This is a genomic window from Luteimonas sp. AC640a (assembly GCF_979256585.1).
Genome location: NZ_CEEDOV010000010.1, coordinates 459,311 through 474,288, shown reverse-complemented (window position 1 = coordinate 474,288; position 14,978 = coordinate 459,311). Strand labels below are relative to the sequence as shown.

Below are 14,978 nucleotides of genomic sequence, written 5' to 3'. Positions count from 1 at the left end.
CGTGCGCGTCGATCTGACCCTGTTCGATGTCGGCCGGTGCCGCCACTGCGAGCGCGTCACGCTGGCCGGCGGGCGCTGGGGCAACGTGACGTTTCCGTCGATGGTCGCGCTGATCGTGCATCCGACCGAAGGCGCGATCCTCTACGACACCGGTTACGCGCCGCATTTCATGGATGCGACCGCGGGATTCCCCGAGCGTCTGTACCGCTGGGCGACGCCCGTCGACCTGCCGCAGGCGCAGCGGCTCGAGGTACAGCTCGACGCGCACGGCCTGCGACCGTCCGACATCCGCTGGTGCCTGGTCTCGCATTTCCATGCCGACCACATCGCCGGCCTGCGCGATCTGCCGAACGCGCGCTTCATCTGCATGCGCGAGGATCTGGAGTCGATGCGCGCGATGTCGCGCGTACGCGGCCTGCGCAACGGCTGGTTGCCGGCCTTGTTGCCGAGCGATTTCTATACGCGCGTGCGCTACGCCGGCGATGGCATCGCGCGCGCGCTGCCGGTGCCGTGGGACACCTTGGGAGAAGGTGTCGACCTGTTCGGCGACGGCAGCCTGTTCGCGGTGCCGATGCCGGGCCACGCACCGCGGCAGATGGGCCTGTGTTTGCGCGATGCGCAGGACCGCGCGGTCCTGCTGTGCGCCGACGCGTGCTGGTCGCATCTCACGTTCCGCGAACGGCGTCTGCCGACCTGGCCGGCGCGGCTGGTGACGCACGACTGGACGGCTTACGTGCGCACGGTCGAGCGCCTGCACACGCTCGCGGTGAGCGCGCCCGATGTCGCGATCCTGCCGTCGCATTGCCAGGCCAGTCTCGACGCGTATCGCGCGGCGACATCCGCGCCCACACACGGAGGTATCGCATGCGCATCCTCGTGACCGGCGCGTCCGGCTTCGTCGGCGGCGCGTTCATGCGGCGTCATGCCGGGCGCGCCGATCTGCAGCTGACCGGCACCGGACGCCGCGCGACCAACCTGCCGGATTACGTGAGATGCGATCTCAGTCAGCCGTTCGACCTGCCGGTGCAGCCCGACGTCGTCATCCACGCCGCCGCGCGTTCGTCGCCCTGGGGCACACGCAGCGAGTACATCGCGCAGAACGTCGATGCGACGCGGCACGTCATCGACTTCTGCCGCCGCAACGGCCATCCGCGTCTGGTCTATCTGTCGTCGAGTTCGGTGTTCTACCGCGAAGCGCACCAGGTCGGCCTGCGCGAGGACAGCCCGGCCGGTCCGATGTTCGTCAACACCTACGCCGAAACCAAACATGCAGGCGAAATGCTGGTGCGCGACTATCCCGGCGAGCATGTGATCGTGCGGCCGCGCGCAGTGTTCGGCGTCGGCGACACGGTGCTGTTTCCGCGCATCCTCGAAGCCGCGCGTCGCGGTGCGTTGCCGTTGTTCACCGGGCAGGACCGGCCCGTGGTCGGCGATCTGATCCAGATCGACACGCTGTCGGATTACCTGCTGCGCGTCGCGACAATGGACCGCCCGGCCGACAGTTACAACCTGACCAACGCGCAGCCGGTCGACATCCAGGCCCTGCTGCTCGACGTGCTGGCGCGTCTGGAGCTGCCCGCGCCGACGCGCCGCGTGCGCATCGGCGCTGCCTTGCGTTTGGCGACTGTCGCAGAATGGCTGTGGCGCGGTCTGCGACTGCGCGGCGAGCCGCCGCTGACACGCTTCGGCGTCGGCGTGTTCGCGTATTCGAAGACCTTCGATCCGGCGCGCATGCTCGCCGACCTCGGCCCGCCGAGCGTGTCGATCGAAACCGGCATCGATGATTTCATCGCCTGGCAGCGGGCGCAGTGGGCGGCCTGATTTTCGCGGCGTTGCTCGCCTGCGCGTACGGCGCATTGCTGCTGTTGCGCGCGGTCGGTGCGTGGCGCGTGATCCGGGTGCAGGCAGCGACGCGATCGGCCAATACCGCATTCGCGATGCACGAGGTCGCGGTCCTGCAGCCGATCCTCGGTGGTGATCCGAAGCTGATCGAGGTACTGGGCGGCACGCTCGATGCACTTCCCGACGCACGCTTCCACTGGCTCATCGATGACGGCGATTCGCAGGCGCAGTCGGTGATCGCATCGCTGCAGGACGCGCATCCGCATGCCGCCATCATCGTGCACGTCAATCCCCCTGCGCCGGATGGCGTGAATCCCAAGAGCTTCAAGCTCGATCGCGCGTTGGCCGCGGTCGAAGCGCCGGTGTGTCTGGTGCTCGACGATGACGCCACATTGACCGCCGACGCGCTCGCACGTCTGGTCGCGGCGCTCGACAGCGCCGACATCGCGACCGCGCTGCCCGGCTACGTCGACGATGGCGAGCGCCTGCCGGGTCGACTGCTGGCGCAGTTCGTCAACGACAACGCGGCCCTGACCTATCTCGCGTCGCTGACGTGGGCGCCGCCGGTCTCGATCAACGGCATGTGCTACGCGTTGCGCACCGCACGCCTGCGCGCGCTGGGCGGATTCGCGCCACTGCTGCACGCACTGGCCGACGACCTGGCGATGGCCGACCGGGTGCGTGCGCAGGGCGGCCGCATCGCCCAGACCATCGCCCCCGTGCGCGTGCGCACCAGCATCGACGGCGCGGCACATTACCTGCGCCAGATGCATCGCTGGATGCTGTTCGCGACGCTGCTGCTGCGACGCCAGCCGATGCGGATGCGCGTCCTGATCGCGCTGCTGCATGGCTTGCCGCCACTGCTGCTGTGGGCGATGGGCGTGGCGCTGGCGGTGCAGCCCACGATGATGGGTGCGCTCTGCGTAATCGGCGTGTTCGTGCTGCGCGCCGCCGTGCCCGCCTGGCTGCAGCGCAGGCTCGGCGTCTCCGCACCGCAGCGCCCGCTGCTGTCGCTGCTGGCCGAACTTCTGCAGCCGCTGCACCTGTTGCATGCAATCTGCGTGCGCACGGTGCGCTGGCGCAGCCGACGCTATCGCGTGCATGCCGACGGCGGCTTCCATGTCGTCTGAGACCGCCACGCCGATCCGTATCGCGTTCCTGACCGGGCGCAGCGATCCGTCGCATTGCGGTCTGAGTCCGGAGCAGCACGCTTTTCTCGATGCGCTGTGCGCGCCGGGCCGGGCATGCATCCACTCCAATTTTCCTTATGTCGCGCCGACGTCCGGGTATGCGGGCGTGCCGTTGCCGCTCGCGGCGTGGCGCAATCTCGGCGATTACATCGGTGCGCGCCGTCCCACATTCGCGGTGCAACACCGCGGACCGGTGGCGGCGATGTTCGAAGGCGACGGCGCCGTCGTGCTGTTGGCCGGCAGTTGCGGGCTGGAGCTGCTGGCGAACCTGCACCTGGACGCATCGGTACGCGCGCGCCTGCATGTCTTCGCCTACGGACCGGTGGCACGACAGGCGCCGGACGTCGCCCGCCTGCTGTGCGTCCAGGGTCGTGGCGACTGGATTTCGCGTGCCGGCTGGCGCGGGCCGGTGCGCCGCGTCGAAGGCGGGCATATGGCGTACCTGCGGCAGCCCGACGTGCGGGCCCTGTGCGAAGACTTCATCGCGGCGACGCCATGCGCATCGACCTGATCGCGCCGCCCTACAGCGGTCACCTGCATCCGGTGCTCGCGATGGCCTGCGAACTCGCCACGCGTCACCAGGTGCGCGTGCTGTCGACGCCGTCGGCGATGGCACAGATTGCGCGCGCCGGTCTCGTCGGCGTGCCGCTGCTCGACGTCAACGCCGAACGCGCGCTCGATGCGATCTCCGACCCGCGCCATGCCGTGCGCAACCATCCGCTGCGCATGCACCGGCAACTGCGCGCCGCGCTTGATGTCATGGCGCGCTTCGCGCAGGCGTTGCGCGACACCTATGCGGATGCGGCGACGCGACCCGACCTGGTCATTGCCGATTTCACCGTGCCGGCCGCGGGCGCGGTTGCGCAGTCGCTCGGCATCCGCTGGTGGACCAGCCTGCCGTCGCCGTGCGTGCTCGAGTCACCCGATGGGCCGCCGGCCTACATGGGCGGCCTGTTGCCTGCCACGCATGCAGGCCAACGCGTCCGGCACGTGCTGGCACGGCTTGCAGTGCGTGGCTTCAAGCGCGGCGTGCATCGCGCGTACCGGCGGCGCATGACCGCGCTGGGTCTGCCGCAGCTCTACCGCGACGACGGTAGCGAGGCCGTCTACTCGCCCGAACGCATCCTCGCGCTCGGCATCGAGGCGCTGGAATTTCCGCGCACCTGGCCGGCGGTCTTGCGCTTCGTCGGGCCGCGACTGCCCGCGCCCGGCACCGGCACGCCATGGCTGGCACCACGCGCCGCGCCACGCTTCGTCGAAGGTCGCCGCCACGTGCTGGTGACGCTGGGCACGCATCTGCGCTGGGCCAAGGATGCGTTCGATGCGCGTCTGCGCGCGCTGGCCGCAGCGATGCCGGATGTCGAGTTCCATTTCACCGATGGCGATGCCGCGGCGACGCATCACGCGCACGCCGGCAACCATCAGCGGCTGGCCTACGTCGATTACGCGCGCTGGGTCGGTCGTTATGACCTCGTCGTGCATCACGGCGGCGCCGGCATCCTCTACCAATGCCTGGCAGCGGGACGCCCGGCGATCGTCTGCCCGCAGGATTACGACCAGTTCGACCACGCCGCGCGCCTGCAGCACGCGCGTGCGGCGCTGTGGCTGCGCGATCCTGCCGGGATCGAGGCCGCCGTGCGCCGCGCATTCGCCGAGCCGGCGCTCTTCGCGGGCCTGGCTGCGCTGCAGGCGGCGGTGCGCGCGACCACCGATGCGCATCCGCTGGTCACGTTGGTCGCCGACGACACGTCGTGGTAGTGCCCGACCGCCGAAGGTGACGTCTGTCACTGGGCAACGCGCCTGCCGGGCGACACCATCGCATCGACGCCTGCGTGCCGGCGTCGCGTACACACAGGGGAGACCGATCATGTTCGACAAGCTGTCGCGGAGCTGGGATCTGGTGAAGGCGAGCGCGGCCGTGCTGCGTTCGGACAAAGAACTGATGCTGTTCCCGATGCTGTCGGGACTCGCCACGCTGGCGGTGCTGGCGACCTTCGTGCTGCCGCTGTTCGCGCTGCGCGTCTTCGAGCACGGCATCGGTTTTGCCGGCCTGCTGCTCGCGTTCGTCTTCTACTTCTGTCAGTACACGGTGATCGTGTTCTTCAACTGCGCGCTGGTCGGCGCGGCGATGATCCGCCTCGACGGTGGCGATCCGACACTGTCCGATGGACTCGCCGCGGCGAGGCGCCGCTTGCCGGCGATCCTGGGTTACGCGGCCATCGCCGCGACCGTGGGCGTGCTGCTGCAGTCGCTCAAGCACAAGGACAACTTCTTGGTGCGGCTGCTCGGGAGCGGCCTCGGTGTGGCCTGGACGCTGGCGACCTTCCTGGTCGTGCCGGTGCTGGTCAGCCGCGACATCGGCCCGATCGACGCGCTCAAGCAGAGCGTGACCCTGCTCAAGCGCACCTGGGGCGAGAACGCGATCGGCAACGTCGGCATCGGCGCGGCCTTCGGTCTGCTGACCACGCTGGTCGCGATGATCGGTGTCGGCGTGACTTTCATCGCGCTGCAGAGTTCAGTCGTGCTGGGCGTGATTATCGGTGTGGTCTGCGCGCTGGGCGTGCTGCTGCTGGGCGTCTACCAGGCGGCGCTGACCGGCATCTATTCGGCGGCGCTGTATCGCTACGCGATGTCGCACGAAGTGCCGGACGGATTCTCCGGCGCGCAGCTCGAACACGCATTCGAGCCGAAGCGCTAGGCGTACGCCGCAGGCCCACTGTAGGAGCGCGCTTGCGCGCGATGCGGGATTTGCTGGAGAGCCTGTTCGCGCGCGAGCGCGCTCCTACAAAAGATGCCCGTGACGCAGATCGGGCGGAGGCTAGAGCGAACGCCCGCCGTCGAGCCGCAGCACCTCGCCAGTGGTGAAACCGCCACGCAGCAACCAGGCGACGGCGTCGGCGATTTCCGCCGCGCTGCCGAGCCGGGCCAGCGGTGTCGCCTCGAGAATGCGCGCCTGCTGCGTGGCATCCGCGCCGTCTTCCGGCCACAGGATCGCGCCGGGCGACACCGCATTGACCCGGACCTCCGGTGCCAGCGCGACGGCCAAGCCGCGTGTGAGACCCAGCAGCGCGGCCTTCGACGCCGCGTAGGCGACCAGATCGGCGCGCGGACGTTCGGCATACAGATCGCCGATGTTGACGATCGCCCCGCGCGTCGTGCGCAGATGCGGGGCGGCGGCCTGCGCGAGCAGAAACGGCGCGCGCGCATTGGTCGCCATCAGCGCGTCGAAAGCATCGGCACCCGTCGCATCGAACGCCGTCGGCGCGAAGGCCGCAGCGTTGTTGACCAGCGCATCGAGACGCCCGAAGTGCGCGACGGTGTCCTCGACCAGCTTCGGCAGCACGGTCGCATCGGCCAGATCGCCCTGCAGCACGTGCACGCTGCCGGCGCGTTGTGCGTCGAGTTCGGCAGCCAGCGCATCGGCGGTGCCGCGCGAGTGATTGCAGTGCAGGGCGACCGCGTAGCCATCTGCATGCAGGCGACGCACGATCGCCGCGCCGATGCGACGGGCAGCGCCGGTGACGAGGACGACGGGAGCGGATGCAGACATGCGTGGACATGCGGTGGCGATGGGTGGTCACCTTACGCCACCGGTCGGTCCCAGTCCCGTGGGCCGGAGGCGGTCATCGTCCCTCTCCCGCCGGGTGAGGGGTTGGGGCGAGAGAAGAAGCATCGCGACCGACCGCCATCGCGCACCGACGCCTTTTGCGTGCTGAAAGCGCGGGCGTGACGGCAGGCCGTCAGGTGGCCTCGCGTATCCTGATCCGTGACTGTTCCGGAACCCCTGCATGTCCAGCCAGCCCCACGCCCCGAGCGACGATGCGCTCGCCCACAGCGAGCGCCTGCGCGCCCTGATCCACGCTCAGATCGACGAAGCGGGCGGTGCGATTCCGTTCTGGAAATTCATGGAGCTGGCCCTGTACGCGCCGGGCCTGGGCTACTACAGCGCGGGCGCGGCGAAGTTCGGCGCTGCCGGCGATTTCGTCACCGCCCCCGAGCTGGGTCCGCTGTTCGCCGAATGCATCGCCGAGGCGTTCGCGCCGGTGCTGCGCGAGATCGGCGCGGATGCGCAGTTCTTCGAAATCGGCGGCGGCAGCGGCGCGTTCGCGGGTGATGCGCTGGCGCATCTGGCGGCGCTCGATGCGACGCCTGCGCGTTACGCGATCCTCGAACCCAGCGCGGATCTGCGCGAGCGCCAGCGTGCGCATCTGCAGCAGCGCCTGCCGGCGGAGCTGTTCGCGCGCGTGGAATGGGTCGACGGCCCGATGCCCGGCGACTGGCAGGGCGTGCTGTTCGCCAACGAGGTCGTCGATGCACTGCCAACGCCGCGCTTCGTCATCGGCGAAGGCGAGGTGTTCGAGGAGTACGTGACCCATGACGGCGACGGTTTCGGCCGCACCGTGCACCCGGCCGATGCGCTGCTCGGTTCGGCGGTGCGCCACGTCGAGCGTCAACGCGGCGGGCCGCTGCCCGATGGCTACCGCTCCGAACTGCTGCCGCAGCTGCCGTACTGGGTGCAGGCGGTCGCCGGTGGCCTGACCCGTGGCGCGATGCTGTTCGTCGACTACGGCTATGCGCGGCGCGAGTTCTACCGCGACGATCGCGACGCCGGCACCCTGCGCGCCTTCCATCGCCACCAGGTCACCGGCGATGTGTTCGCGCTGCCGGGCCTGCAGGATCTGACCGCGTCGGTCGATTTCACCGCACTGGCCGAGGCCGGTACGCATGCCGGCTTCGAGTTCGCCGGCTACTGCAACCAGACCTCGCTGCTGCTCGGCAACCGTCTGGAACAGCGGTTGGCCGCGCACGAGGCCCTGGCGACGGACGAGGCCGGTCGCTATGCGCTGCGCCAGCAGGCCAAGCGGCTCACGCTGCCGGGCGAAATGGGCGAGGCCTTCCAGGCGATCGGATTCGCGAAGGATGTCGAGTTCGACCACGCCTTCCTGATCGGCGACATGAGCCATCGTCTTTGAGCACGCACGCGTGAGCCGACGTCCGCGCTTCGGCCGTTCGTTCAAGCCGCTGCGTCGCCCGGCGCTGTGGGGCGGGCTGTGGATCGCGGCGATCGCGGCCGTCGTGGTGCTGTCGCTGGCGCCGTCGGTGCCGATGCCGGACGTGCCTGATGGCGACAAGCTCGGCCATTTCCTCGCCTATTTCACGCTGGCCGCGGCCGCTGTACAGCTCTACGCGCGCTGGCCGTCGTTGCTGGGCGCGGGCGTCGGACTGGTGCTGCTCGGCATCGGTCTCGAATACGCGCAGGGCGCGTTGACCCAGACCCGCATGCAGGATCCCGCCGATGCATTCGCCAACACGCTCGGCGTGATCGTCGGCCTGTCCACGCGGCTCACGCCGCTGCGCGATGTGCTGCTGCAGTTCGACGGCGGCGGTCCGGGATCGCGATAGCAAGGCGCTGTCCGCAGCGCCTTGGGGCGTCTACGCCGCAACCCGGGCCCTCGCGGGCTGTGCGCGGCCCGAGTCCATCGAACGGCAACCCCTTCGAAGTGTGGGGTCTCGCCCTCAGCGTGGCTGCAGCGTCACCGAATCGACCACCCACATTGTCGGCCGCGTGTCGCCGGTAAAGGTCAGGCACAGGTCGGTTGCGTTCCGCCCGGCAATCGCCGCTGTGTCGATCGGCGCATGCAGGGTGATGAAGCCGTCGACGTCAGGTTCGGCCGGCAGCGGCAGGGTCGCCAGCCGCGGTCCGGTGCAGCCTGCCGCCTGGATGTGCAGTTCACCGTAGGCACTTTCGGCTGGCAGGAACGTCCGGTGCGGTTCGTCATGCGCCAGCTGGAAGTAGTACGGCATGCGTCCGGCGCGGATCTCGATGCCGCCGATGCCGTCGAGGTCGGCATTCGGCCACAGCCAGCAGGGGTAGAAGATGGTCACGTCGAAGATCGCGCGGTCGCCGTGCAGCGGGCCGTCGTCCTCGAGACGCAGCAGCAGCTGGCCGGTGTCGGGGCAGGTCGACAGATGCGCATTGCGGCGGGTCAGCAGCGAGGTCGCGTCGAAGGCATGGCGGGTCGCGGTGGCAAGCGGGACACCGTTGGCGAACGCAGCGGCCCGCATGTCGGCCGGCAGGCGTACGTCGAAGGGGCCCGTGTAGCGCGGCGATGTCGCGACCGGTGTGCTGCCGTCGGTCGTGTAGTGCACTGGATAGCCGAGCGGGTTGCGCAAGGTGATCCGCGCGGTGCCGGCGCGGCGATCGTCGTCGATGTCGGCCAGCGCCTGAAAGGGCGTCTGCGCATAATCGATGCCCATCGCCCGATAGCGCTGCAGCTGCACCGGCAGACGTTGCAGGAAGTCGGCGTAGTCCCGGGTTTCGACCGGTGACCATGCACGTTCGGCCAGCGCAGCCAGACGCGGGAACATGTGGTGCTGCAGGCGCGCGAAGGTGCGAGTGTGTTCGGTCCACAGGTTGGCCTGCACGCCGAGGATGTGGTGGCGCTGGGCAGCCGGCAGGGCGGTGGGCACCGGTTCGAATTCGTAGACCTGCTGCAGCGTGACCATCGCCGGGCGGCCCGGTGGTTCGTCCGGTGCGTCGGTCTGCAGGTAGTCGAGGTAGAGATCGGACACCGGCGTCATCACCACGTCGTGGCCCTGACGCGCGGCTTCGAGCCCGCCTTCGATGCCGCGCCACGACATCACCGTGGCCTCGGGTGGCAGGCCGCCTTCGAGGATTTCGTCCCAGCCGATCAGGCGGCGGTCGTGCGCGACCAGAAAGCGCTCCATGCGTTTGATGAAGTGGCTCTGCAGCTCGGCCTCGTTGCGCACGCCGAGCTCGCGCATGCGCTGCTGGATGCGCGGTGACGCCTCCCACTGGTCCTTGACCGCCTCGTCCCCGCCGACATGCACGTAGGTGCCGGGGAACAGGTCGACGACTTCGGTCAGCACATTCTCGAGGAACGTGAACGTCGACTCCTCGACGTTGAACAGCGTCCGATTGACGCCCCACTCGTTGAGCACCGGCACCGGCGTGTCGAGCACGCCGAGTTCGGGATATGCGGCGACCGCGGCCTGCGCATGGCCCGGGCCATTGATTTCCGGCACCACGGTGATGTGTCGCGCCGCGGCGTAGGCGACGACGTCACGGACCTGGTCCTGGGTGTAGAAGCCGCAGTAGGGCGCCGGCGCGCCGGTCTGCGGATCGATGCCGCCGTCGCCGGCCGGAATCCGGCAGCCGCCTACTTCCGTCAGGCGCGGGTAGCGCTTGATCTCGATGCGCCAGCCCTGATCGTCGGTCAGGTGCCAGTGGAAGACGTTGAGCTTGTGCAGCGCCATCGCATCGAGCACCTGCTTGATCTCGTCGACGCTCTGGAAATGCCGGGCCGAGTCGAGCATGAAACCCCGCCAGCCGAACCGCGGTGCGTCCTCGATGCGTAGGGCCGGCAGCGTCAACGAAGTGCTGTCCGCCTGCGCGACCAGCTGCCACAAGGTGACCGCGCCGTAGAACAGGCCGCGCTCGTCGGATGCGCGGACCGAGATGCCGTCCGGGGTGATGTCGAGGACGTAACCTTCCGCGTGCTGCGGCGAGGCGGCGGCGTCGAGTGCGAACGTGATCGGGGGGGATGTGTCGTGGCCGGTAGTCCCCGTCTGCAGATGCAGTCCGTTCGATGTCGCGACGACACCGGCGAAGTGCTGTGCGACGCGACGTGCGACGTCGCCCTCGGCCTGCAGCGGCGTGGCGGGTGTGAGCGCGAATCCGCCGTCCCCCGCGACCAAGTGCGCCGGCGCCGGAATCAACGCCGGCGCGATGACGGCGGGCGGCGGTGCCTGCGCGCGCGGCGAGCAGGCCGCCAGCGCCATGAAGGCGACGAGGACCAGCGAGATGGCGGCAGTGGGACGGAAGGGACGATCACTCATGCGGACGACCTTGCAATGCGGCAACGGGCCGCGACCGGCGACCCGCGCACCGTGGCGCGGGTCGCGCGGACGCGCGAGGCGTGGTCATGCCCGGCATATGCACCGGGCACGGACACGCCGACGACGTGCTCAGAACTTGAAGCGGAAGTTGACGTAGTACTGCCGGCCGTTCGAATAGAACGCGTACGGCAGGAAGCCCGCGTCGGTCTCCGTGTAGTACTTGTGGTCGGGGTTGTTGAGGTTCAGGCCTTCCAGCGTCACGGTCAGCCAGTCAGTGGCCTTGTAGCCGAGCGACGCCGACAGGGTGCCGAAGTCGTCCTGGTAGAACGCGTCGGTGCGGCTGACGCCGGCGTAGAACGCGTCGCGGAACGTGTAGCTCAGGCGCGCATTGAACCGCTCGTTCTCGAAGTAGCCCGACAGGTTGTAGGTGTTCTCGGACGTGCCGTTCAAGGGTCGGCCGCCCTCGGCGCTGCCGTCGGCGTAGGTGTAGTTGGCCGCGATGCCGAAGTTCTCGCCGATCGGCTGCTCGTAGGTCAGCTCCACGCCCTGCACCTTGCCGTCGCTGTTGACCGGCGTGGAGACCTGGTACTCCGCGTAGACGTCCTGCCCGGCCTCGATGCTCGCGGCCTGGTCCTTGAACTGGATGACGGCGGTGCCGAAGTTGATGTAGTCGTCCAGCTCCATCCGGAACAGACTCGCCGCCAACAGCGCGCGCGGTGCGAAGTACCACTCCAGCGACACGTCGACGTTGGTCGAGACGATCGGGTCGAGGTACGGATTGCCGCCACTGCCGGTGTGGGTGAGGTCGTCGAGTGCCAGCGTGCCCGACAGCGCCGAGAAGTCCGGGCGGGTCATCGTCTGCGAAGCGCCGAACCGCGCGACCAGATCGTCACTGATGTCGAGCTTCAGATTCAGGCTCGGCAGCAGTTTGCTGTAGTTGTTCTCGTCCTGGACCGGCAGGTAGGCGCCGAAGTCCGAGCCGATGATCGCGCCCGGCACGTCGTCGGGCGCGGCGACGGCCTGGTTGTAGCGGACATCGGTATCGGTCTTGACGTAGCGCAGGCCGAGGTTGCCGCTCCAGCGGTCGCCGGCGAAGTTGGCCTGGACGTACGCGGCCGAGACCGCTTCTTTCACGCCGTAGACGCCGGAGAAATCGAAGCGTCCGACCGGGTCGCGGTTGGCGAACTGGTTGTTGAGCTCGGCCAGCTGCTCGGGGGTGTAGTACCAGATACCGCCCGGCACGCTGCCGCCGACGCCGTTACCAAAGTCACCGGGGAACTGTCCGCCGGGCGCGGGATAGGCGTCGATGTTCTGCCAGTCGCTGGCCCAGTTCGGCCCCTGGCCGATCTGCCGGTCGTTGCGACGCTCGTGTTCGGCGTAGCGCACGCCGACATCGAGCGTCGACAGCACGCCACCGAAATACAACTCGCCGTCGGCCGAGAACCAGTCCTCGTCGTCGCGCACGTCGATCGATTGCCCGCCGAAGATCCAGCCGAACTGCGGCAGATGCGCGCCGGCGCTGTTGTCGCCGCCGAGCGACCAGTTGATCGGCGAATCCAGTCCGCCCATCTGCCAGCTCGCGCCGGCGTTGCCGGCGACGCCGGTCTCGATCACGTCCTGGGTCGGGCTGGTGCCGCGGCCGCGGGTGCTGCCGGCCTGGAGTTTGACGCCGAAGGTGTCGCTGGCCTGCCAGTCGGCATCGAGCGTGACGAACTTCGATTCCGACCCGGCGCCCGGGCGCGAGATCATGTCGTAGACGCCGTACGGGGTGATGCTGTCGGCGCCGGTCACCGGCGCGTAGACCGCTTCGGTCAGCACGCCGTCGCGGACCACGTAGCCCGGCTGGGGCGCGCGATTGTTGACGAACTGGCTGCCCCACATCATGTAGTTGCGGTTGTAGTTGTCGGCTTCGAGCTTGGAATAGAACGCATTGAGGCCGAGCGTCAGGTTGTCGGTCGCGCGGACCTCGATGTCGAGCACGCCGCCCTTGCGCTCGCGTTCCTGCTCGAACAGCACCGCGCCCAGTAGGTTGGGATAGAGCACGCCCGCGAGGTCGGGATTGGTCGCCACAACCGGCGCATCGTCGGCGATGACGCCGTAGCCGCCGACCACTTCCTGTCCGTCGCGGCGCAGGTTCCGCTTCTGGTAGAAGCCTTGGACCATGACGCCGACATTGCCGGCGTCGTTCTTCCAGTTGAAGAGCGCGCTGACCTGCGGATCGGTTTCGCCGGGCAGGTCCGAATGCACCGCGCCGACCGAAGCCTCGGCCGTGAACGGCTCGGTGAACTGCAACGGGCTGCGGGTGACGATGTTGACCGAACCCGCGGTGCCGCCTTCGACCAGCTTGGCCTGGGAACTCTTGTAGACCACGACCTGGTCGACGATCTCGGCCGGCAGCAGCGAGTAGCTGACGCTGCGCCCGACGTTCGCCGTCTGGCTCAGCACGAACCAGTCGCCGGTACCGATGGTGTGGCCGTTGACGAGCGTCTGGGTCAGGCTCGGATTGGTGCCGCGCAGGCTGACGCGATCGGCCTCGTCGAAGCCGCCTTCGCTGGCGCTGGACGAGCTGATGTTGACGCCTGGCAGGCGCTGCAACGCATCGGCGACGTTCTTGGCGGGCAACTTGCCGATGTCTTCGGCCGAGACTGCCTCGACGTGGGATTCCGCTTCGCGCTTGGTGTCGAGCGACTTCTGCAGGCTGCCGCGGATGCCGGTCACGATGACGCGGTCGAGTTGCGTCGCGGCCTCGCCCTCGGGCGCGGCCTGTTGTGCCTGGGCCTGGAAGGAGACGCACAGACCGAGGGTGATTGCGGCCGAAAGCACTGATCTACGGGTGTTCATGGTGGTCCCCATCGCTGATGTAAGTGGCGCCGGGGCGGACCATGCCGCCGCGGCGTGCCTGTACCGGCGTCACCCGAACCGCGGTGTCGCTTGTCGCGTTGGCCAGCGCTGTCGCGCCATCCGCACGCAGGTCCTTCCCCGACCTTCCGCGCGCTGATGGCGCGTCAGTCGTGCTGGCCGAGATACCAGCTGGCGGCGCCGATGACGCCCAGCTGCCCGTGCTCGACCAGCCGCACGGGAATCCGCTCAAGCGCCTCGCGCATCGGTCCCTTGTTGAGGAACCGTGCGACGAAATCGCTCTGCATCAGGTAGTCGCGGATCTGCGGCAGGATGCCGCCCGCCAGATAGATGCCGCCGTGCACGCCGTAGAGCAGGGCCATATCGCCGACGGTGCTGCCGAGCAGGCCGCAGAACGCGTCCAGGCTCTCGCGCGCCAGGGCGTCGTCGCCGTGCATCGCCGCCGCCGTCACCTCGCCCGGTACGGCGTGCACCGGCGCCTGGCCGTGCAGCGCGCACACCGCGCGATAGAGGTTCATCAGGCCAGGACCCGACAGTGCATGTTCGATCGGCACGTGGCTGCGGCTGCGCTGCAATTCGCGCAGCAGCGCCATCTCGCGATCAGTGCCCGTGGTCAACGCGGCCTGGCCGGCTTCCGTCGCCAGCACCACCGGGCCGTGCGCAGTGGGGATACGCACCGCGGCGCCCAGTCCGGTGCCGGGACCGACGATCAGCATCGGGCCCGGCTGGACGATGTCCGGCCCGGTCAGACGCAGCACTTCGCTGCCGTCGACCTGCGCGGCGGCGTGGGCAACGGCTTCGAAATCGTTGACCAGGCGGAAGGTCCGGAAGCCGAGCCGCGCGCGGATCTCTTCCAGCGAGATCCGCCACGGCAGGTTCGCGGTGATGACCGTGCCGTCCTCCAGCGCGTAACCGGCGCTGGCGATCGCGCCGGCATCGACACGCGTGCCGGGCAGGGCGGCAAGGAAGTCCTCGATGATGTCGGCCAGGCCCGCGTGCTCGGCGCAGACGTACTTGCGGTACTCGAGCACCCGCACCGGATGCGCGGGATCGCCGGTGGCTTCGACCAGGCCGATGCGCACATGGGTGCCACCGACATCTGCGGCGATGAACGGCGCGGCCGGTGTCAGCGGGCGGGACTGCGTAAGAGAAGGTGCGACCACGGAATCTCCGGGAGGGAAGGGCGCCATACGATGACAGCCACCACCAGACGGTTCGACTCTCGGC

At 68.9% G+C, this 14,978-nt stretch carries 12 protein-coding genes; 8 read left to right on the top strand and 4 right to left on the bottom strand.

Translation table 11 applies throughout. The annotated features are described in order from the left end of the window. The first annotated feature begins 1 nt into the window (after position 1). The 6 genes from ACZ9YD_RS11175 to ACZ9YD_RS11150 all read left to right on the top strand — a co-directional run bounded on the left by ACZ9YD_RS11175 (position 2) and on the right by ACZ9YD_RS11150 (position 5,730). The gene (locus ACZ9YD_RS11175; RefSeq protein WP_465075286.1) at positions 2-880 is read left to right on the top strand and encodes an MBL fold metallo-hydrolase; all 879 of its coding nucleotides are present in this window, start codon (positions 2-4) and stop codon (positions 878-880) included. Continuing rightward, positions 865-1,821 carry an NAD-dependent epimerase/dehydratase family protein gene (locus ACZ9YD_RS11170; RefSeq protein ID WP_465075285.1) on the top strand — a complete coding sequence of 319 codons (957 nt, stop codon included), beginning with the start codon at positions 865-867 and terminating at the stop codon, positions 1,819-1,821. The genes ACZ9YD_RS11175 and ACZ9YD_RS11170 overlap by 16 nt, the downstream gene beginning before the upstream one ends. Then, the gene (locus ACZ9YD_RS11165; RefSeq protein WP_465075284.1) at positions 1,809-2,972 is read left to right on the top strand and encodes a glycosyltransferase; all 1,164 of its coding nucleotides are present in this window, start codon (positions 1,809-1,811) and stop codon (positions 2,970-2,972) included. Before ACZ9YD_RS11170 ends, ACZ9YD_RS11165 begins: the two co-directional genes overlap by 13 nt. Further along, a complete protein-coding gene (locus tag ACZ9YD_RS11160; RefSeq protein ID WP_465075283.1) occupies positions 2,962-3,543 on the top strand; it encodes a hypothetical protein in 582 nt (193 codons plus the stop codon). The genes ACZ9YD_RS11165 and ACZ9YD_RS11160 overlap by 11 nt, the downstream gene beginning before the upstream one ends. Next, a complete protein-coding gene (locus ACZ9YD_RS11155; protein WP_465075282.1) occupies positions 3,528-4,790 on the top strand; it encodes a glycosyltransferase in 1,263 nt (420 codons plus the stop codon). The genes ACZ9YD_RS11160 and ACZ9YD_RS11155 overlap by 16 nt, the downstream gene beginning before the upstream one ends. 109 nt (positions 4,791-4,899) lie before the next feature. Then, entirely contained in the window at positions 4,900-5,730 is an 831-nt protein-coding gene (locus ACZ9YD_RS11150) for a DUF6159 family protein (protein WP_465075281.1), read from the top strand. Positions 5,731-5,850: 120 nt separating this feature from the next. Here ACZ9YD_RS11150 and ACZ9YD_RS11145 read toward each other — a convergent pair whose 3' ends face one another. Beyond that, positions 5,851-6,582: a pteridine reductase gene (locus tag ACZ9YD_RS11145; RefSeq protein WP_465075280.1), complete on the bottom strand. Its 732-nt coding sequence runs from the start codon at positions 6,580-6,582 to the stop codon at positions 5,851-5,853. Between the two features lie 238 nt (positions 6,583-6,820). Here ACZ9YD_RS11145 and ACZ9YD_RS11140 point away from each other — a divergent pair, with 238 nt between their 5' ends. Together ACZ9YD_RS11140 and ACZ9YD_RS11135 are read left to right on the top strand one after the other, a co-directional pair. Continuing rightward, positions 6,821-8,005: a class I SAM-dependent methyltransferase gene (locus ACZ9YD_RS11140; RefSeq protein WP_465075279.1), complete on the top strand. Its 1,185-nt coding sequence runs from the start codon at positions 6,821-6,823 to the stop codon at positions 8,003-8,005. Positions 8,006-8,015: 10 nt separating this feature from the next. Further along, positions 8,016-8,435, top strand: a complete 420-nt coding sequence (locus tag ACZ9YD_RS11135; RefSeq protein ID WP_465075278.1) for a VanZ family protein — start codon at positions 8,016-8,018, stop codon at positions 8,433-8,435. 114 nt (positions 8,436-8,549) lie between these two features. Here the strand turns inward: ACZ9YD_RS11135 and ACZ9YD_RS11130 are convergent, their stop codons facing one another. The 3 genes from ACZ9YD_RS11130 to ACZ9YD_RS11120 form a co-directional block, all read right to left on the bottom strand. Continuing rightward, positions 8,550-10,892, bottom strand: a complete 2,343-nt coding sequence (locus ACZ9YD_RS11130; RefSeq protein WP_465075277.1) for a beta-N-acetylhexosaminidase — start codon at positions 10,890-10,892, stop codon at positions 8,550-8,552. Between the two features lie 129 nt (positions 10,893-11,021). Beyond that, complete coding sequence (locus ACZ9YD_RS11125; RefSeq protein ID WP_465075276.1) at positions 11,022-13,733, bottom strand: TonB-dependent receptor; 2,712 nt, start codon at positions 13,731-13,733, stop codon at positions 11,022-11,024. 164 nt (positions 13,734-13,897) lie between these two features. Further along, a complete protein-coding gene (locus ACZ9YD_RS11120; protein ID WP_465075275.1) occupies positions 13,898-14,914 on the bottom strand; it encodes a glucokinase family protein in 1,017 nt (338 codons plus the stop codon). Positions 14,915-14,978: the final 64 nt, after the last annotated feature.